Origin of the sequence: Gracilibacillus massiliensis (genome assembly GCF_001458115.1) — a bacterium.
Lineage (GTDB): Bacteria > Bacillota > Bacilli > Bacillales > Amphibacillaceae > Gracilibacillus > Gracilibacillus massiliensis.
This window is the reverse complement of record NZ_CZRP01000012.1, coordinates 839698-858149: the sequence shown is the minus strand read 5'-3', so window position 1 is coordinate 858149 and position 18452 is coordinate 839698. Positions and strand designations below refer to the sequence as shown.

General features: G+C 35.0%; 22 protein-coding genes. All 22 read left to right on the top strand.

All coding sequences use genetic code 11. The features are described from left to right. Positions 1 to 314: 314 nt before the first annotated feature. The 22 genes from xerC (at position 315) to BN3107_RS11685 (ending at position 18451) form a co-directional block, all read left to right on the top strand. Positions 315 to 1220 (top strand): tyrosine recombinase XerC, encoded by a 906-nt coding sequence (gene xerC / locus BN3107_RS11790; RefSeq protein WP_058307825.1) that lies wholly within the window; start codon positions 315 to 317, stop codon positions 1218 to 1220. Positions 1221 to 1239: 19 nt separating this feature from the next. Beyond that, entirely contained in the window at positions 1240 to 1782 is a 543-nt protein-coding gene (hslV, locus tag BN3107_RS11785; protein ID WP_058307824.1) for an ATP-dependent protease subunit HslV, read from the top strand. A gap of 14 nt (positions 1783 to 1796) precedes the next feature. After that, complete coding sequence (gene hslU, locus BN3107_RS11780; protein ID WP_058307823.1) at positions 1797 to 3197, top strand: HslU--HslV peptidase ATPase subunit; 1401 nt, start codon at positions 1797 to 1799, stop codon at positions 3195 to 3197. Positions 3198 to 3213: 16 nt separating this feature from the next. Beyond that, positions 3214 to 3990 carry a GTP-sensing pleiotropic transcriptional regulator CodY gene (gene codY, locus BN3107_RS11775; RefSeq protein ID WP_058307822.1) on the top strand — a complete coding sequence of 259 codons (777 nt, stop codon included), beginning with the start codon at positions 3214 to 3216 and terminating at the stop codon, positions 3988 to 3990. A 952-nt stretch (positions 3991 to 4942) separates the two neighbouring features. Next, positions 4943 to 5335 (top strand): flagellar basal body rod protein FlgB, encoded by a 393-nt coding sequence (gene flgB / locus BN3107_RS11770; RefSeq protein ID WP_058307821.1) that lies wholly within the window; start codon positions 4943 to 4945, stop codon positions 5333 to 5335. A gap of 2 nt (positions 5336 to 5337) precedes the next feature. After that, positions 5338 to 5793, top strand: coding sequence for a flagellar basal body rod protein FlgC (gene flgC / locus BN3107_RS11765; RefSeq protein WP_058307820.1), 456 nt, complete (start codon positions 5338 to 5340; stop codon positions 5791 to 5793). A gap of 26 nt (positions 5794 to 5819) precedes the next feature. After that, on the top strand, positions 5820 to 6122 hold the full coding sequence (fliE, locus tag BN3107_RS11760) for a flagellar hook-basal body complex protein FliE (RefSeq protein ID WP_058307819.1): 303 nt from the start codon (positions 5820 to 5822) through the stop codon (positions 6120 to 6122). A gap of 43 nt (positions 6123 to 6165) precedes the next feature. Continuing rightward, on the top strand, positions 6166 to 7761 hold the full coding sequence (fliF, locus tag BN3107_RS11755; protein WP_058307818.1) for a flagellar basal-body MS-ring/collar protein FliF: 1596 nt from the start codon (positions 6166 to 6168) through the stop codon (positions 7759 to 7761). Between the two features lie 15 nt (positions 7762 to 7776). After that, positions 7777 to 8787 carry a flagellar motor switch protein FliG gene (gene fliG, locus BN3107_RS11750; RefSeq protein ID WP_058307817.1) on the top strand — a complete coding sequence of 337 codons (1011 nt, stop codon included), beginning with the start codon at positions 7777 to 7779 and terminating at the stop codon, positions 8785 to 8787. Continuing rightward, on the top strand, positions 8762 to 9541 hold the full coding sequence (fliH, locus tag BN3107_RS11745) for a flagellar assembly protein FliH (protein ID WP_231735307.1): 780 nt from the start codon (positions 8762 to 8764) through the stop codon (positions 9539 to 9541). Before fliG ends, fliH begins: the two co-directional genes overlap by 26 nt. Next, positions 9516 to 10832: a flagellar protein export ATPase FliI gene (gene fliI, locus BN3107_RS11740; protein WP_058307815.1), complete on the top strand. Its 1317-nt coding sequence runs from the start codon at positions 9516 to 9518 to the stop codon at positions 10830 to 10832. The genes fliH and fliI overlap by 26 nt, the downstream gene beginning before the upstream one ends. Next, positions 10832 to 11278 (top strand): flagellar export protein FliJ, encoded by a 447-nt coding sequence (gene fliJ, locus BN3107_RS11735; RefSeq protein WP_058307814.1) that lies wholly within the window; start codon positions 10832 to 10834, stop codon positions 11276 to 11278. Before fliI ends, fliJ begins: the two co-directional genes overlap by 1 nt. Positions 11279 to 11282: 4 nt before the next feature. Further along, positions 11283 to 11867: a MotE family protein gene (locus BN3107_RS11730; RefSeq protein WP_058307813.1), complete on the top strand. Its 585-nt coding sequence runs from the start codon at positions 11283 to 11285 to the stop codon at positions 11865 to 11867. A gap of 32 nt (positions 11868 to 11899) precedes the next feature. Next, a complete protein-coding gene (locus BN3107_RS11725) occupies positions 11900 to 13306 on the top strand; it encodes a flagellar hook-length control protein FliK (protein ID WP_058307812.1) in 1407 nt (468 codons plus the stop codon). A gap of 14 nt (positions 13307 to 13320) precedes the next feature. Beyond that, positions 13321 to 13776: a flagellar hook assembly protein FlgD gene (gene flgD / locus BN3107_RS11720; protein ID WP_058307811.1), complete on the top strand. Its 456-nt coding sequence runs from the start codon at positions 13321 to 13323 to the stop codon at positions 13774 to 13776. 10 nt (positions 13777 to 13786) lie between these two features. After that, complete coding sequence (locus BN3107_RS11715; RefSeq protein WP_058307810.1) at positions 13787 to 14149, top strand: TIGR02530 family flagellar biosynthesis protein; 363 nt, start codon at positions 13787 to 13789, stop codon at positions 14147 to 14149. A 77-nt stretch (positions 14150 to 14226) separates the two neighbouring features. Then, on the top strand, positions 14227 to 15177 hold the full coding sequence (gene flgG / locus BN3107_RS11710; RefSeq protein ID WP_058307809.1) for a flagellar basal body rod protein FlgG: 951 nt from the start codon (positions 14227 to 14229) through the stop codon (positions 15175 to 15177). 44 nt (positions 15178 to 15221) lie between these two features. After that, a complete protein-coding gene (locus BN3107_RS11705; protein ID WP_058307808.1) occupies positions 15222 to 15446 on the top strand; it encodes a flagellar FlbD family protein in 225 nt (74 codons plus the stop codon). Continuing rightward, complete coding sequence (locus BN3107_RS11700) at positions 15436 to 15852, top strand: flagellar basal body-associated FliL family protein (RefSeq protein WP_058307807.1); 417 nt, start codon at positions 15436 to 15438, stop codon at positions 15850 to 15852. Before BN3107_RS11705 ends, BN3107_RS11700 begins: the two co-directional genes overlap by 11 nt. Positions 15853 to 15879: 27 nt before the next feature. Continuing rightward, on the top strand, positions 15880 to 16881 hold the full coding sequence (gene fliM, locus BN3107_RS11695; RefSeq protein WP_058307806.1) for a flagellar motor switch protein FliM: 1002 nt from the start codon (positions 15880 to 15882) through the stop codon (positions 16879 to 16881). Continuing rightward, positions 16871 to 18064: a flagellar motor switch phosphatase FliY gene (gene fliY, locus BN3107_RS11690; protein WP_058307805.1), complete on the top strand. Its 1194-nt coding sequence runs from the start codon at positions 16871 to 16873 to the stop codon at positions 18062 to 18064. Before fliM ends, fliY begins: the two co-directional genes overlap by 11 nt. A gap of 24 nt (positions 18065 to 18088) precedes the next feature. Then, positions 18089 to 18451 carry a response regulator gene (locus BN3107_RS11685; RefSeq protein ID WP_058307804.1) on the top strand — a complete coding sequence of 121 codons (363 nt, stop codon included), beginning with the start codon at positions 18089 to 18091 and terminating at the stop codon, positions 18449 to 18451. Position 18452: the final 1 nt, after the last annotated feature.

Here is an 18452-nt window from a genome sequence, read left to right as displayed (position 1 = left end):
TTGTGGAAGAATGATATTTATCGTGGATTCTTTCTGTATTTTTCAAAATAACTTAGTGTTACATCTACATGCTGATTGATGATGTTAGATTTTTCTTGATTTTCATTTAATGTTACTATATATATAGATAGATTTAAATTATGTAAACTAAAACATATTGAAAGTTAAGATTGCAATACGAGCATTTGTTTAAGTATGCAAAATCCAGGGGAAAATTGTATTATTAAATAACTTTAAAAGCACATTTAATTAGTGTATGTAATTGCAGTGTTTAATCTGTTGTGTTACTATTTTAACGCATTTAGAGGTGGATAATGAATTTTTATAAAGATTGGTTGGCGTATTTAGATTATTTACAAATTGAAAAAAATGCTTCTAAAAGTACAATTGAAGCATATGAAAAAGATTTATCTCATTTTTTTCGTTTTTTAAGATCTGAAAATTTAGAAAGTTTAGATGCGGTAAATTATGCGATCATTCGGACCTATCTAACTACATTACATGAACAGGGACTAGCCAAAAAGTCAATTAATCGCCACATTTCAACTTTAAGAACTTTTTATAACTTTCTTGTTAGAGAGCAGACTGTGATAGAAAATCCGTTCGTTCATTTACATTTACCTAAAACAGCTACTACCATTCCAGAATTTTTATATCAAGAAGAGATCGAAAAACTTTTTGACTCAATTGATCGAAGTTCAAGCTTAGGTAAAAGAAATGCAGCATTATTAGAAGTTTTATATGGCACAGGGATTCGTGTAAGTGAGTGTGTCAATATAAAACTTGATCATATTGATTTTGATCTTCAAACTATATTAGTTTTAGGTAAAGGAAATAAAGAGAGATATGTTCCCTTTGGAGGGTTTGCGAGTCAAGCTTTGCAACTATATATTAAAGAGAGCAGGTCCTTGTTAATAACTGAAAAAAGTCAACCACAGCATTTCGTATTTTTAAATGCAAGAGGGAATCCGCTAACTGCTAGAGGTGTACGTTTAATTATTAATAAGCAAGTGAACGAAGCGGCATTGACATTACATATACACCCTCATAAATTAAGACATAGTTTTGCAACCCATTTATTAGACAATGGTGCCGATTTACGTGCCGTTCAGGAATTATTAGGTCATTCACATTTATCATCTACACAAATCTATACACATGTTTCTAAAGATCGTCTAAGACAGGTTTATCAAACAGCACATCCACGTGCTAAGCGGTAATAAGTGAGGAGGAATAAAAATGGATGGATTTCATGCAACAACAATATTTGCAGTTCAACATAATGGCAAATCTGCAATGTGTGGTGATGGTCAGGTAACTTTTGGAAACCAAGTCGTTATGAAACATACGGCTAAAAAGGTGAGGAGGCTATTCCAAAATCAAGTTCTAGCAGGATTTGCTGGATCTGTAGCTGATGCGTTTACCCTTTTTGAAAGTTTTGAAACAAAACTTGAAACATACGATGGTAATCTTTCACGAGCAGCAGTAGAACTAGCAAAAGATTGGAGAAATGACAAATATTTGCGAAAATTAGAAGCGATGTTGATAGTAATGGATAAAAAAGAAATATTACTTATTTCTGGTACTGGTGAAGTAATAGAACCTGATGATGGTATTTTAGCGATAGGTTCTGGTGGACACTATGCATTAAGTGCTGGAAGAGCATTAAAGAAACATGCATCTAATATGGAAGCCAAAGAAATTGCAAAAGCATCTTTAGAAATCGCTGGAGAGATATGCGTATTTACAAATGATCAATTAATTCTAGAAGAGCTAGAGTAAGAAAGGATGAGTTTATGTCAACGAATTTAACGCCTAAAGCAATAGTTGAGAAACTAAATGAGTATATAATAGGTCAAGAAAGTGCCAAAAAGTCAGTAGCTGTCGCGTTGAGAAACCGTTACCGAAGGATGCAATTACCTGAGAATTTAAAAAATGAAGTTGTACCAAAAAATATTTTAATGATCGGACCGACCGGTGTTGGAAAAACGGAAGTAGCTAGAAGGTTGGCAAAATTAGTGGGCGCACCATTTATAAAAGTGGAAGCGACTAAGTATACAGAAGTAGGATATGTAGGACGAGACGTCGAGTCAATGGTCAGAGACTTAGTTGAAACATCGATCCGAATGGTAAAAGAAGACGCGATGAAAGAAGTTCAAGGAAAAGCTGAAACCCTAGCTAATAAACGATTAGTTGAATTATTGGTACCTTCAAAAAAGAAGAATAATACAACAAAGAACCCCTTTGATATTTTCATGAATCCTAATCAACAACAAACAAGTAATGACCAGGCGAATGATTCAGAAGAAAAAGAAACGATTAGAGAACAAAGAAAACAGACGAAAAAATTATTAGATCTTGGTGAATTAGAAGATCGTGAAGTAACGATTGAAGTAGACGAACAAACGCCAAATATGTTTGATATGTTACAAGGCTCTGGTATGGAACAAATGGGAATGAATATGCAAGATGCTTTAGGTTCATTATTTCCTAAGAAGAAAAAGAAAAGAAGTCTCCCTGTAAAAGAAGCAAGAAAAGTGTTAAGAGAGCAGGAGGCAAATAAATTAATTGATATGGATCAAGTAACTCAACAGGCTATTGAGAAAGCTGAACAAACAGGTATTATTTTTATCGATGAGGTCGATAAGGTCGCAGTGAAACAAGAGCAATCTGCTGCTGTTTCAAGAGAAGGTGTTCAAAGAGATATTCTTCCAATTGTAGAAGGATCTTCTATTGCTACCAAATATGGTTCTGTGAAAACAGATTACATGTTGTTTATTGCAGCAGGTGCTTTTCATATGTCGAAACCATCAGATTTAATACCAGAATTACAAGGGAGGTTTCCGATTCGAGTAGAATTCGAGAAACTAACAATAGCCGATTTTAAGAGAATACTAAAGGAGCCTTCAAACGCACTTCTAACCCAATATAAAGCTTTATTAGAAACGGAAGGAATTACCATATCATTTACAGATGAAGCGATAAATCGTTTGGCAGAAATAGCTTATGAAGTGAATCAAGAGACAGATAATATAGGAGCAAGAAGATTGCATACCATTTTAGAAAAGTTACTTGAGGAACTGTCCTATGAAGCGTCAGATATAGGTGTTGGAAATATTGAAATTACTGAACACTATGTGGATGAAAAGCTAAAAACGATTGCAAAAAATAAGGATTTAAGTCAATTTATTTTATAACTTGGATGGTGAAAAAATGCAATTATTAGAAAAAACTAGAGAAATTAATGCTATGCTTCAAAAAACACAAGGAAAATCCGTTGATTTCACTGACATGTCTAAAACGTTACGAGATGTAATCGGAGCAAACATTTTTATTGTCAGTAGAAAAGGGAAACTATTAGGTTTTTCGATTAACCAACAGATTGAAAATGATCGGATGAAAAAAATGTTGGAAGAAAGACAATTTCCGGAAAACTATACCGAAAACTTATTTAATATTACGACAACTACAACTAATTTAACTATTGATAGCGAATATACAGCATTCCCGATAGAGAATCGTGACTTGTTTCAAAATGGCTTAACAACGATTGTGCCTATTATTGGTGGCGGACAACGTTTAGGAACACTAATATTAAGTCGGTTGTCTGATAGCTTTAAAGATGATGATCTAGTTCTTGGAGAATACGGTGCAACCGTGGTCGGTATGGAAATACTACACGAAAAAACAGAAGAAATAGAAAAAGAGGCAAGAAGTACTGCCGTTGTGCAAATGGCGATAAGTTCATTATCGTATAGTGAACTTGAAGCAATTGTGCATATTTTTGAAGAGCTAGATGGTAATGAAGGATTATTAGTAGCGAGCAAAATTGCTGATCGTGTAGGGATTACTCGTTCGGTTATCGTTAATGCATTAAGAAAATTAGAAAGTGCCGGTGTAATTGAATCTAGGTCATTAGGTATGAAGGGAACGTATATAAAAGTACTAAATGACAAATTTTTACACGAATTAAACCATCGCCAATTCTAAGTAAAAAAAGACCGGATTTACCCGGTCTTTTTTTATAAGCAAGTAAAGTATATAATCCGCGGTATCAAGGCATTTGTTATCAATGTAGTCATTTTGAATTGTAGTGTATATGAATCCACCGCTCCGGCTGTCCACTTCCCTTTTACCACAGGCACAAGTGCAACATCTACTCAATCAAGCTTTCGTAGTGTTTTCTATGCAGTGGCGTTTTCCCTTCAGCTAACTTTTTCGAGCAGAAACCGCTCAAAAAAGTGGATCTTCAGGGAAAACGGATGCCACAGGAGTGGAAGCGGACGGCCTACGCTATAAAGTGGTTCTACAACGTTTGTGACAGCTAACTTCTCGAGGTTTATAAACAATATGAGATAAAAGTCGCTATACCACTACTTATACCCATTGTAGCGAATTATTTAGCGCAGGCGGCCACTTCGACTCCTGAGGGATCAGCGTGATCTGAAGTTCACTTTACAAAAGTTAGCTGAAGACACGCCCCTTGGAAAGCGAAGTGGGCAAGCCGAAGCAGGTGTTAAATCTATTATCCATTTCAAAATTACTACTAAAAAGGAGCGGGTGGGCTTATCCCGGTTTTTCTTACTTTTCAAGATTATGAATCGATACGTAAGCTACCTTTAACTAATCCTCATTCAAATCAATTTTTAAAACCTTTACAATTTACATTATCCTATCATTATGTCATCTCTTCTTTTATGCATGTTTAATCACTAACAGATAGTTTTTCTCACACATAAGTCCTTCTTCGACATTTACTATCAAATTTTCACAAAAAACAAGCAAAAAACTAGACTTTAGACCTAAGTTCATAAAAAAATAACCCTACTTTAGTAAGAATATGACGATAAGTCATAGACAGTTCTTATTATTTATCATACAATATTCGATAGATAAGTAATTTTTGTGACGGTTAATTTTAAAAAAATGGAGGTTCTCTATAATGTCATTATTCTCAGGTACCATTCAAACGTTAGAGAATTCATTAAATTATGCAACTGTAAAAAATAGAGCTATTGCACATAATATTTCTAATGCAGATACACCAAATTATAAAGCTAAAAATGTTCAATTTAACGAAGTACTTAAAAATCAATTGTCGAATCAATTCGAAGCGAAACAAACAAACGAAAGACATCTTCCTTTTTCGACAAATAATTCTGGGATTAAAGTCACTACAGATCGTTCTACTATGTATAACCATAATGGTAATAACGTCGATATTGATAAAGAAATGTCAGAATTAGCTAAAAATCAAATTTATTACCAAGCACTAGTGGATCGTATCAATGGAAAATTTAATAGTTTACAAAGCGTCATAAGAGGGGGCAATTAAGTATGTCGATTTTTAATGGGATTAATACAAGCGCTAGTGGTCTGACCGCTCAAAGACTGAGAATGGATACCATTTCATCTAATATTGCAAATATGGATAGTACGAGAGCAACTATTAATGAAGATGGTGAATATGAACCATATCGTAGAAAAATGACTGTTTTTTCTCCGAAAGATCAAAGTTTTTCTTCAATTCTCCAACGATCGACCTACGGAAGTCAAGACGAAGGCTCTGGTGTCAAAGTCACAGAAATTGCAGAAGATGATGAACCATTTAAACTTGTATTTAATCCTAATCACCCTGATGCAAATGAGGATGGTTATGTGGAAATGCCTAATGTTGATCCATTGAAAGAAATGGTGGATATGATGAGCGCCACCCGATCTTATGAGGCAAATGTCACATCCTTAAATGCATCTAAGACAATGTTAATGAAGGCATTGGAAATCGGTAAGTAACTTAATGGAAAAGGAGGAAAACAGCAATGAACATCTATTCCTTACAAAATATTCAATCTAATCCTAATCAAATACATACAAATGAGCAACAAACAGTTGGTGAATCACAACAAGCTTTTGCAAATAACCTTAAAGAAGCAATTAACAATATCAACAGTGCACAAAAAGCTTCAGACCAAAAAACAGAAGCACTTGCAAAAGGTGAAATTGATGATCTCCATGATGTTATGGTTACTGCTCAAAAATCAAGTATTATGTTACAAACGGGTGTGCAAGTTCAGAAAAAAGTAGTCGATGCCTACAACGAAGTAATGAGAATGCAAGTATAATAGTTAAATAGTTGTAAGCAAGTAATGATTTTGGGGGCACAAAATGAACGAGAAATTCAAACGATACAAGGAAAAAGTAACTACATATTACGCATCGATGTCCAAATTGCAAAAAGGGTTACTTTTTGGCGGAATAGCTTTATTACTAGCTCTAATTATTCTTACGACGGTATTGACGACTTCAAAAGGTGCAATGGTAACATTGTACAATGATTTATCCTTACCGGAAGTTGGTCAAATCAAGCAAGAATTAGATGTTAGAGGTGTAGCTTATGATATCACAGCAAATGGAACTGCTGTACAAGTTCCTGAAGCAAGTGCAGATTCACTGTTAGTAGACTTAGCTGCTCAAGGAATACCTGATAGTGGTAGTATTGACTATTCCTTCTTTGCTGAAAATAGTTCCTGGGGTGTGACAGATAATGAATTTGATGTCATGAAACTCGATGCAATGCAAACTGAATTATCAACACTAATTACTCAAATCAATGGAATTCAGGCTGCAGAGGTTATGATAAACATGCCAGAAGATCCAGTTTTTATTAACGATCAACAACAGGAGGCAACTGCATCGATTGTGATTGAAACACAACCAGGTTATCAATTTGAACCTACACAAATCAGCACACTTTATCATTTGGTATCAAAATCAATACCTAATCTACCTACTGATAATATCGTCATTATGAATCAACATTTTGAGTATTTTGATTTAAATAATGAAAATTCTTTTGCGAGTGGAGATACATATACATCTCAACAACAAATTAAAAGTGATATTGAGAAAGATATCGAACGACGTGTTCAACGTATGTTAGGTTCAATGATAGGTATGAATAAAGTAGCTATTTCTGCGACAGCTGATATCGATTATACACAAGAGCAACGTACTGAACAGTTAGTGGAACCTGTGGATGAAGAAAATGATACGCTACCAGTCAGTGTCGAAACAATCACTGAATCGTTTACAGGGGCTCAACCAGAAGATGGTGCTGCGGGTGTTGAAGAGGGTGAAATTGCGAATTATCCGGCTGGACTCGATGGAAATGTTGGCGATTATGAATTGGTGAAAGAATCAGTTAATAATGAGTTTAATCGAATCCAACGAGATATTGTAGAAAGTCCATATAAAATTAGAGATTTAGGAATTCAGGTAGCGATCGATAATACGAGAGAATTAGAAAATGGTGAAGTGGAGGAATTAACTCCACAAGAACAAGCTCAAGTGGAAGAAAGTGTAGCGTCGATTTTAGATTCGATAATCACAACATCGATTGATAAATCTTATGGTGAAATTGCACCAGAAGAGAAAGTATCAATTGTTCTGCAACCATTTGAAGGAACAAATAAAACGCCTAACACAACGGTAACTCCAGCTATTCCAACATGGGTATATGTTGTTGGAGGAATTCTCTTAGTTGCTGTCATCGTTTTAATGATCATGCTAAGGAGAAAACGTCAAACAGAAGAAGTCGTGGAAGAAGTTGAGACAACAGAGGTTCAAGAACAAGATATTCCACCAATTACACATACAGATGACTCAGACTCATCTGTAAGGCGTAAACAACTTGAAAAATATGCTCAAGATAAACCAGAGGAGTTTGCTAAATTGTTAAGAAGTTGGATTTCAGAGGATTAAAGGAGGTTAATTAGCATGGCAAAGAGACAACAACTTACTGGAAAACAAAAAGCTGCTATTCTATTAATCTCTTTAGGTCCAGATGTTTCTGCACAAGTTTATAAACATTTAACACCCGAAGAGATCGAAAAATTAACATTAGAAATTTCATCCGTAAAAAAAGTAGAAGGATCACAAAAAGATGAAATTTTAGAACAATTTCATGAAATAGCTATGGCACAGGACTATATCTCACAAGGTGGGATTAGTTATGCAAAAACAGTTCTAGAAAAAGCATTAGGAGAAGAGAAGGCTGGAGAACTTCTTAATCGATTAACATCTTCTTTGCAGGTGAAACCATTCGACTTTGCAAGAAAAGCAGAACCAGGTCAAATTATTAATTTTATTCAAAATGAACACCCGCAAACAATTGCACTTGTTTTATCTTATTTGGATTCTGAACAGTCAGCACAAATCCTGTCAGAATTACCACAAGAAATGCAAGCAGATATTGCCAAAAGAATAGCTGTAATGGATTCGACTTCACCAGAAATTATTGCGGAAGTCGAGCAAATTCTAGAGAGAAAGTTATCTACTACCGTTTCACAAGATTATACACAAACTGGTGGAATTCAAGCTGTAGTGGAAGTCTTAAATGGTGTAGATCGCAGTACAGAAAGAACGATTTTAGACACCTTAGAAATCGACGATCCAGAACTTGCTGAAGAGATTAAGAAAAGAATGTTTGTATTTGAAGACATTGTTACGCTTGATAATCGTGCAATTCAGCGTGTGATTCGAGAAGTGGAAAATGATGATTTAAGGCTATCGCTTAAAGTTGGAAGTGATGAGGTTAAAGAAATTGTCTTTAATAACATGTCTACTCGAATGGCGGAAACCTTTAAAGAAGAAATGGAATTTATGGGACCTGTTCGCCTGCGTGATGTTGAAGAGGCACAGTCAAGAATTGTTTCTACGATTAGACGTTTAGAAGAAGTGGGAGAAATTGTCATTGCCAGAGGTGGAGGGGATGATATTATTGTTTGATAATACACTACCTAAAAGGCAAATTCAAATACGTAAGATAGATGTACCAACATATGACTATTCCGAAGAAGAAGCAGAAAATCAACTGCAAAAAATCTATAAACAAATAGAATCAGCTAAAACACAGCTTGATAAGGTAAAAGAAGAAACGCAGCAATTACAAGAAGCAACAAACAAAGAAATTACAGAAGCAAAAGAAAACTGGAAAGAAGAAAAATTACAATATATCGAACAAGCCCAGCAAGAAGGATATCAACAAGGGTTTGAACAAGGGCAAAAAGATAGCCTGGCCCAATACCAATCGATTATTACAGAAGCAACAGATGTATTAGACAACGCTAAGCAAGAGTATTACAAAATTGTCGCCGAGAGTGACGAGACAGTACTAGAAATTGCAATGGCAACATCGGAAAAAGTTCTTCATCAGACGTTAGAAGAAGACCCTACTAAATTCATAGGGATAGCTCAAACATTAATAAATCAAGTGAAAGATCATCCGCAAATAAAATTGTTGGTTTCAAGTAAATATTATGCTCTCTTGTTAGAAAATAAAGATGAACTTAGCTCGATTCTTCATAATCAAATGGAATTCATGATTTATCCTTCTGTAGATCTGACAGAAGAACAAATTTTAATTGAAACGCCTTACGGCAGAATTGAAGCTTCTCTTGATACGCAGTTGGAAGAAATAAGAACTAGACTTTTTCATGTAGTGGAGGAGATCACACGTGAAAACACAAATGATACTCAATGAAATTGAACGGGTAGATTCTTACAAACGGTATGGAAAAGTAGATCGAGTAGTCGGGTTACTAATTGAAGCAAGAGGCCCTGAAGCAAGAATCGGAGAAGTTTGTTATATCCATACTAAGATGGCTAATGAGAAAATCATGGCAGAAGTTATCGGTTTTTATGAAGAGAAAGTGTTATTAATGCCATACGCCTCATTGCAAAACATTGCTTCTGGTTGTTTAGTAGAGGCGACAAAGCACTCTTTACAAATTAAGATTGGTAGATCGTTAATCGGCAAAGTGATTGATTCTACCGGCAAAATGTTAGATGGAGCGAATTTACCAAAAGGGTTAAAAGAATATCCAACAGAACAATCACCACCTAATCCATTAGAGCGACCTAGAATAAATGAGCCAATCCAAATTGGAGTAAAGGCAATAGACTCGATGTTAACAGTTGGAAAAGGTCAAAGAATAGGGATTTTTGCAGGTAGTGGTGTCGGGAAAAGTACGTTGCTCGGTATGATAGCTCGAAATAGTAGTGCCGATATTAATGTCATTGCACTAATAGGTGAGCGAGGACGAGAAGTAAAGGAATTCATTGAACGTGATTTAGGTCCAGAAGGATTAAAGAAATCAATTGTTGTTGTGGCAACCTCAGACCAATCAGCGCTAATGAGGATAAAGGGTGCTTATACAGCAACAGCAATTAGTGAATATTTTCGTGATCTTGGATATAACGTTAATTTAATGATGGATTCAGTAACAAGAGTTGCTATGGCACAACGGGAAATTGGTCTTGCTATAGGAGAGCCACCAACAACCAAAGGGTACACACCTTCTGTTTTCGCCTTATTACCTTCGTTACTTGAAAGGACAGGTACTAGTAAGAATGGTTCAATTACAGCATTTTATACGGTGTTAGTTGATGGTGATGATTTTAATGAGCCAATAGCAGATACAACAAGAGGTATTTTAGACGGGCATTTTATTTTGGATCGAAAGTTGGCAGAAAAAGGTCAATTTCCAGCAATCAATGTCCTTCAGTCTGTAAGTAGGGTTATGCCAGAAATTGTATCAAAAAATAGGTTGAATATTGTTCAAAAAATAAGAACTATTTTAGCCACCTATCATGATAATGAAGAATTGATTCAGATCGGCGCCTACAAAAGAGGATCTAATAAAAGCGTGGATGAAGCAATCCAACTGCAACCACATATTATGAATGCTTTAAAACAAGATATGGATGAAAATGTTGAGGACCAAGCCGGCTTTACGCAATTAGAACAATTGATACAAAGGAGTACCTCCTAATGAAGCAACTTGAAGGTTATGAAAAAATAAGACTTTTAAAAGATAACCAAAAAAAAGAAATTCAATTGAAGTATCAAGAAGCTGCTGGTCAGTTTGAACAATATGCTACTAACTTATATGAATTGTTGAAAAAGAAAGAAAAAATAGAGGAGAGTTACAAACAATCCTTAGCTGATAGATCGCAGGTAGAGACATTACAATCCTATCATCAATATCTAGACTTTCTTACACCTAGTATATTAAACACACAACAAAAAGTGGAAAAGGCTAGAAAGAAAATGAATCAATTGCAAGAGCAAGTTACAGAACAATATATTGAAGTGAAAAAGATCGAAAAAATAATGGAAAATAAACAAAACGAATTTAACCAATACGAAAAAAGAAAAGACTTGATGTTTATGGATGAATTGTCCATTCGTAAGTATTCAGAGAGTAAGGATAGGTGAAGAAATGGCTCCCAATCCATCTAAGAACAAAGAAAAAAAAGCTGGAATTTTCCAATGGCTGATCGTGATTTTAGTCCCACTTTTATTTGCTAGTTTAATTACAGTCATTATCTTATATATGATGGGCATTGATATTAGCAAATATACGAGAGAAACTTTAAATAAAATTCCTTTTATCGAAGAAAGTGTAACAACCGACCAAGAAGAATTATATCAGAACAACATGGCAAAAAAAGAAGAAGAGATTGCAAGCCTAGAGGAACAATATGAAACAGTACAAGTTGAGGTGCAATCAAAAGATAGCACGATTGAAGAATTAGAGGAAGAAATAGAGAATCTTACTACTCAATTAGCGGAACTTGAGCAACAAAAAGCTGAAAATACAGATGATAGTAGTGCATATCAGGGTTTAACTGAATCATTTTCTGCAATGAAACCAAAGACAGCTGCACCAATTATTGAAAATATGGAAAATACAGTTGCATTACCACTGTTAAGAGAACTTGATCCAGAAATACGTGGTGAAATTTTAGGTGAAATGGATCCTGAAATTGCAGCAGATTATAGTGACTTGTTAGTAAATGAATAGTTTTCATTTTACTTTGAAAGGAGGTGAAAAATATGTTTGTCGCAGCCAATTTGTTAGCAAATGCGGTAACCCCGGATATGAAAGGCTCAATTAGGTCCGAGCTAAAGGGAAGTAATATATCCTTTCAACAGCAACTAATGAGTATTAGTAATAGTGAAACAGGTCAATTAAACAATAGTGAGTTAGCCACTCTATTATCTAATTTACCCGAAGGTTTTGATCTTGAAACATTAAAAGAAATAAAAGAGCTATTAAATAGTATCGATATAAATCTTGAAGAACTTGTGTCACTTCTTAAGGAGCTTGAACAAGAGAATCATTCAGCAACAGATTCAAAAGAATTATCTTCATTATTCTCAGATAAACAGTTGGCTTTACTAAAAGAATTCTCTTCCAATACTAGTGAAGGTAATAACTCTGCTAATGAACAATTAATTAATGACCAACAGCTTAGTATTCTTACTGAAATTATGAAACTAATTGAGACAAAAGAACTGCAAGCTAGTGATACTTTTATCAACCAGTTCTTGTTAGCTCCAATACAAGACAAGAATGCTGAAGTCGATTTAGAGAAAGTCGAGTCAATTGTGAAACAAGTTGAAGCACTTCTTACTAAATTAGAGCAAAATAAGCTCACTCACCAGGATTTTAAGCAAATACATGAAATGCTGAAGCAATGGTCACAATTAGACAGCAACGCTAAAGGGAATGCACAGGCTTTATTAGCAGCAATGACACCTACTAAAACAAACGATGTCTGGAACAAACTTTTAGAAAATTTCCAAAACAGAATAGCTATGGAAAAGAATTATGGACAGAGTCAAAAAGTAACACAACAAGATATTGCCAAATGGATTACTAGTGCGATGGAAAATCAAGGTGGAAACATCAATCAAGAACAAGGGCAATCTCAGACTAAAAGTGAGTTACAAACACTAATGAATCAACAGGTTAATTCCAAGGTACAGCAATTTGTGATCCACACACAACAAACGAACACAGATCAACAAATGGCACAAAAACAATTAATCGATCAATTTCAACAAGCGATGCAAAAAAGTAATTTCATGAAAATGCCAAATGGCACAAATCAGTTAATGTTGAGATTACAACCAGAACATTTAGGTGATGTTATGGTGAAATTGACACAAGTAAATGGTGAAATGGTCGTAAAAATGATGGTTGCTTCACAAGGTGCTAAAGAATTACTAGAAGGCAATTTAAGTCAACTTCGTCACATGTTCACTCCACAGCAAGTGGTAATCGAACGTCAAGAAACATTGACGCAAACAGGTCAAGAGAAATTAACAGACGAAAACCAGGAATCATTGGATGATAACAGTCAAAATGAAAATGACCAATATGATGGAGAACGCTCAGATTCAGAGGAACAAGACAAAAAAGATTTTCATGATTTATTAATGGATGCGAAAGTGTAGGTGACTAATCTAATATGACTACCATTGATCCAACTTATTATTTAGCAAATCAAAACAAATCAAGAGAAGCAAGTAGCAGTTTAGGTAAAGACGAGTTTTTAAAAATTCTAATGACACAGTTACAAAACCAGGACCCATTAAATCCGATGGAAGATAAAGAATTCATTTCACAGATGGCGACATTTTCTTCTTTGGAACAAATGATGTCAATGTCCAAATCAATTGATACATTAGTTCAGAACCAGACGGTTTCACCTGTGATTCAATACAGCCATCTGATAGGAAAAGAAGTAGAACATTATAAAATTGACGAAGAAACAGGAGAAATAGCTGAACCGAAAGAAGTTGTCACTGGTCAAGTGCAATCTATTTCACAGCAAGAAGGATATGCTGTCATCGAATTAAAAAATGATGTGAAAATTTACACGGATGAAGTTCTAAGAATCAAAGAAGCAAGTCAAAAAGAATAGGAGGGAGACAATGGATCACAGAATTCATGCCTTACACCCAAACATCCTTCCAAATCAACAAGTAGAACGGCAAAAAAACGTTGAAACGTCATTCAAAGAAGTATTAGGTCAACAACAATCAGTACAGATTAGCAAACATGCAGAGCAACGGATGGCTTCTCGTAATATCGAAATCACCGCTGACAAATGGCAACAGGTAGAAAGTAAGCTAGAAGAAGCGAGTAAAAAAGGTGTCAGAGAGTCATTAGTCATAACAGATCAAGCGGCATTTATCGTTAATGCCAAAAATAAAACTGTTATAACCGCAATGGAAAAATCAGAAATAAAAAGCAAAATCTTCACCAATATTAACGGAACGATATTAATAGATTAAGCTGGACTCAAACAGAGAGGCTTAATGTCGTGGACTGACAGAAGCGACATATTAATGAAAAAGAGGAGTGTATTCGTATGTTAAGATCAATGTATGCTGGGATTTCAGGGATGAAAGGCTTTCAAACGAAATTAGACGTAGTTGGTAACAACATCGCAAACGTAAATACAGCAGGTTTCAAAAAGGGAAGAGCTACTTTCCAAGACATGATGAGTCAACCAATTCAAGGAGCAAGTGCTCCAACAGATATTCGTGGTGGTATTAACCCTTCGCAAGTAGGTACTGGTGTACAACTAGGTTCCATTGATAATATTCATACACAAGGTAATCGCCAAACTACCGAAAGACCATTGGATCTTCAATTAGAAGGAGATGGAATGTTTGTGTTTGGATCAGGTTTTGATGTTGAAAATATGGGTGGGGCCAATCCCCAAGATCCTCCATTCAATTCAAATGGCATTTCTGTAAACGAAAATTTAGAACTGCAGTATTCTAGAGCAGGGAATATGTATTTAGATAATAATGGTTACATTGTAAATGCAAATGGGCAGTATCTAATGGGATTTCAATCTGATGGTGCTAATGAAAATATTGATAATAGTCAGGCTGGTCCTATTCAAATCCCTGCAAATGCCGAAAGTTTCAGTATTCAAGGGGATGGAGTAGTTAATTTTATAGAAGACGGTGTAACAAAGATTGCTGGTCAAATTTCCATATCGAAATTTTCTAATGCTGGTGGTTTGCAAAAAGTAGGATCTAATATGTTTCAGTCATCTGTGAATGATGGGCAAATTTATATGGATGGAAATGCTGATGAACAATATAATGCTGCAGATGATACAGTTCTTTTTGCTCCAGAGTCAGCTGGTACTGCTTCTATTGTCGCCGGTGCTCTCGAAATGTCTAATGTTGACCTTTCAGAAGAATTTACTGAGATGATTACGGCGCAACGTGGTTTCCAGGCAAATACTAGAATCATTACGACATCAGATGAAATTTTACAAGAACTCGTTAACTTAAAACGATAAAAGGGAGGCTGAGAGTTAAGGGATATCCTTAACTCTCCCAAACCATGATAACTTTAACTAAAATAAACAATGAACAAATTACAGTGAATGCGATATACATAGAGCGTATTGAATCATTTCCAGATACAACGATCACTCTAGTAAATCAAAAGAAACTGTTTGTCAAAGAGTCGGAAAAAGAAGTGAAAGAAATGATGATAGAATTTTATAAGCAGATTGGTCTTTATCAACTTCAAAAAGAAGTAGGTGAACAAACGAATGAATCCTAAATTAATTAAAATCCTGGTAGCCATTTTATTGATAATCACAATTGCTGGGGCTGTAACATTATATCTTGTATTAAATAATGCTTCGAATGATGGTGAGGCAATGACGATAGACGAGATGGTAGATTACTCTTATACAACCGAAGAAATCAGAACCGATTTAAATGATGGTAATTTCGTACTTATTCAGTTTCAATTTATAGCAAATAGTAAAGATGCATTAAGAGAAATTGAAAAACGAGAATTTCAAGTTAAAAATATTTTTATTAAGCAATCTGTCGATTTAACTGCAACAGATCTGCAAGAAAACTTAACAGAAATAGAAGATAATATGAAAAATGCAATAAACGATGAAATGACGGACGGTCAAATTGTGGATGTATTTATTACAAGTAAAGTAATTCAGTAATTTAAACTCCGGAATGGAGGTGGAAAAATGGCAGATGAGGTTCTTTCACAAAATGAGATTGACGCCCTTTTATCAGCACTATCTTCAGGTGAAATGGATGCGAATCAACTAAAAGAAGAAGAAAAAGAAAGAAAAGTGAAAGTATATGATTTTAAAAGAGCATTACGATTCTCAAAAGATCAAATTAGAAGTATATCGCGGATTCATGATAATTTTGCAAGAATGTTATCAACCTACTTTTCTGCACAATTAAGAACATACGTACATATTTCCGTTGCGTCAGTTGATCAAATACCATATGAAGAATTTATTAGGTCGATTCCGACTAAGACAATTCTAAATGTTTATAGTGTGGAACCATTAGATGGCAGAATCATTTTCGAATTTAACCCTAATATCGCTTATGCGATGTTGGATCGAATGCTTGGTGGTAAAGGAAGTAGTGTAAACAAGATTGATAGTTTAACAGAAATAGAAACTACATTAATGTCGCAATTATTTGAAAGAGCATTAGATAACTTGAAGGAAGCTTGGGGATCTATCGCAGATATCGACCCAATGCTTGAAGATTTTGAAGTGAACCCACAATTTTTACAATTAGTCTCACCAAATGAAACGGTGGTTGTTGTCTCATTGGATACAACAATAGGTGATAGCAGTGGCATGATCAATATCTGTATACCACATGTTGTACTCGAACCTATTATTCCAAAACTTTCGGTACACTATTGGATGCAAAATGAAAATACCAAAGAACGCAAACCAGAAGAGTACCAATCATTATCAAGAAATATAAAACAAACAAGCCTAGATTTGTCCGTTATATTGGGTGAAACTTCAATAACATTAGAAGAATTGTTGTTTCTGGGAAATAACGACACTATTGTACTTAATAAAAGTATAGATCAACCATTAGATTTAATGGTTGACCAAGAACCAAAGTTTTATGTGCAGCCAGGTAAGAAAAAACAAAAATTGGCTGTGCAAGTTTTAGAGGAAATTAAGGGAGGGGATCAAGATGATGAATGATGGAATGTTATCCCAAGATGAGATTGACGCACTATTAAACGGCTCAGATGATAGCGATGAAGAAGTTACTTCGAATGAGGCTCCTTCCTCGGAGGAATTTTTATCATCTATAGAAGAAGATGCGTTAGGTGAAATAGGAAATATCTCCTTTGGTAGTTCTGCAACAACTCTATCTACTATTTTGAATCAGAAAGTAGATATTACGACTCCGACTATTAGTGTTATCGATAAAGGAGAATTAAAAGAAGAATTCCCTGTACCTTATGTTGGAGTGGAAGTTAAATACACAGAAGGTTTTACTGGAGCTAATTTATTTATTTTAGAGTCAAAAGATGCCGCCATTATTGCAGATCTCATGTTAGGTGGAAATGGTGAACCAGATACCAATGAATTAACTGATATTCATTTGAGCGCAGTACAAGAAGCAATGAATCAAATGATGGGAACTGCGGCAACTAGTATGTCTACGGTTTTTAGTAAAAAGGTAGATATCTCACCGCCTACTACATCTGTCATGGATGTGACAGCAGAAGAAACTCAGTCTCTTACACCAGATGATGATGTTTTAATTAAAGTATCTTTTCAATTGAAAATAGGAACGTTAATTGATTCTAAAATTATGCAGTTATTACCTGTAACATTTGCGAAAGAGTTAGTTGATCAGCTCTTGAATGCCTCTGATGAACCAGAAATTGAAAATGCACCTGCAAGTCAAGTTAGTGAAGGTGAACAAGATAATAGTAATTCACCCGAAACTAGTGCAGTTGAACAATCAGGACAAACTGAGCAACAACCAATGCAACAAGCAAATCCACAGCCACACCAACCGAAACAACTTGGTGGTAATATGGCTGGAGCAAATTCTGAAGTGCAATCAGCAACATTTTCTAGTTTTGAAGATGTACCACTACAAAATAATGAAAAGCGCAATTTAGATTTATTAATGGATATACCTCTTCAGGTAACAGTTGAATTAGGAAGAACGAAACGAACGGTTAAAGATATTTTAGAATTGTCTTCAGGTTCGATTGTTGAATTAGATAAGTTAGCAGGTGAGCCTGTCGATATATTAGTAAATCAAAAATTGATAGCTAAAGGTGAAGTTGTCGTAATTGATGAAAACTTTGGAGTTAGAGTCACAGATATTGTAAGTAAAGAAGATCGATTAAAACAATTAAAATAGATAATTCGAAAGGGATGTATTGATATGGCTAAAACAGTATTAATTGTAGACGACGCAGCGTTCATGAGAATGATGATAAAGGATATTCTATCTAAGAATGGATATGATGTGGTAGGGGAAGCGCAAGACGGTCAGGATGCAGTAGAAAAATATAAAGAATTGCAACCAGATTTAGTAACTATGGATATTACAATGCCAGAAATGGACGGGATTGCTGCTTTAAAAGAAATTCAAAGTACTAATCCAGAAGCAAAAATTATTATGTGTTCAGCGATGGGGCAACAAGCAATGGTTATCGATGCGATTCAAGCAGGGGCAAAAGACTTTATTGTTAAACCGTTCCAAGCTGACCGAGTAATTGAAGCAATTTCTAAAGTAATAGGTTAAT

Coding starts and splice junctions, on each gene's coding strand:
- fliG (WP_058307817.1), top strand. CDS start 7,777: ATGGCAAAGAGACAACAACTTACTGGAAAACAAAAAGCTGCTATTCTA.
- BN3107_RS11730 (WP_058307813.1), top strand. CDS start 11,283: ATGGCTCCCAATCCATCTAAGAACAAAGAAAAAAAAGCTGGAATTTTC.
- flgD (WP_058307811.1), top strand. CDS start 13,321: ATGACTACCATTGATCCAACTTATTATTTAGCAAATCAAAACAAATCA.
- hslV (WP_058307824.1), top strand. CDS start 1,240: ATGGATGGATTTCATGCAACAACAATATTTGCAGTTCAACATAATGGC.
- hslU (WP_058307823.1), top strand. CDS start 1,797: ATGTCAACGAATTTAACGCCTAAAGCAATAGTTGAGAAACTAAATGAG.
- flgC (WP_058307820.1), top strand. CDS start 5,338: ATGTCGATTTTTAATGGGATTAATACAAGCGCTAGTGGTCTGACCGCT.
- flgB (WP_058307821.1), top strand. CDS start 4,943: ATGTCATTATTCTCAGGTACCATTCAAACGTTAGAGAATTCATTAAAT.
- fliJ (WP_058307814.1), top strand. CDS start 10,832: ATGAAGCAACTTGAAGGTTATGAAAAAATAAGACTTTTAAAAGATAAC.
- fliF (WP_058307818.1), top strand. CDS start 6,166: ATGAACGAGAAATTCAAACGATACAAGGAAAAAGTAACTACATATTAC.
- BN3107_RS11715 (WP_058307810.1), top strand. CDS start 13,787: ATGGATCACAGAATTCATGCCTTACACCCAAACATCCTTCCAAATCAA.
- fliM (WP_058307806.1), top strand. CDS start 15,880: ATGGCAGATGAGGTTCTTTCACAAAATGAGATTGACGCCCTTTTATCA.
- BN3107_RS11705 (WP_058307808.1), top strand. CDS start 15,222: ATGATAACTTTAACTAAAATAAACAATGAACAAATTACAGTGAATGCG.
- BN3107_RS11725 (WP_058307812.1), top strand. CDS start 11,900: ATGTTTGTCGCAGCCAATTTGTTAGCAAATGCGGTAACCCCGGATATG.
- BN3107_RS11700 (WP_058307807.1), top strand. CDS start 15,436: ATGAATCCTAAATTAATTAAAATCCTGGTAGCCATTTTATTGATAATC.
- fliY (WP_058307805.1), top strand. CDS start 16,871: ATGATGAATGATGGAATGTTATCCCAAGATGAGATTGACGCACTATTA.
- BN3107_RS11685 (WP_058307804.1), top strand. CDS start 18,089: ATGGCTAAAACAGTATTAATTGTAGACGACGCAGCGTTCATGAGAATG.
- xerC (WP_058307825.1), top strand. CDS start 315: ATGAATTTTTATAAAGATTGGTTGGCGTATTTAGATTATTTACAAATT.
- fliE (WP_058307819.1), top strand. CDS start 5,820: ATGAACATCTATTCCTTACAAAATATTCAATCTAATCCTAATCAAATA.
- flgG (WP_058307809.1), top strand. CDS start 14,227: ATGTTAAGATCAATGTATGCTGGGATTTCAGGGATGAAAGGCTTTCAA.
- codY (WP_058307822.1), top strand. CDS start 3,214: ATGCAATTATTAGAAAAAACTAGAGAAATTAATGCTATGCTTCAAAAA.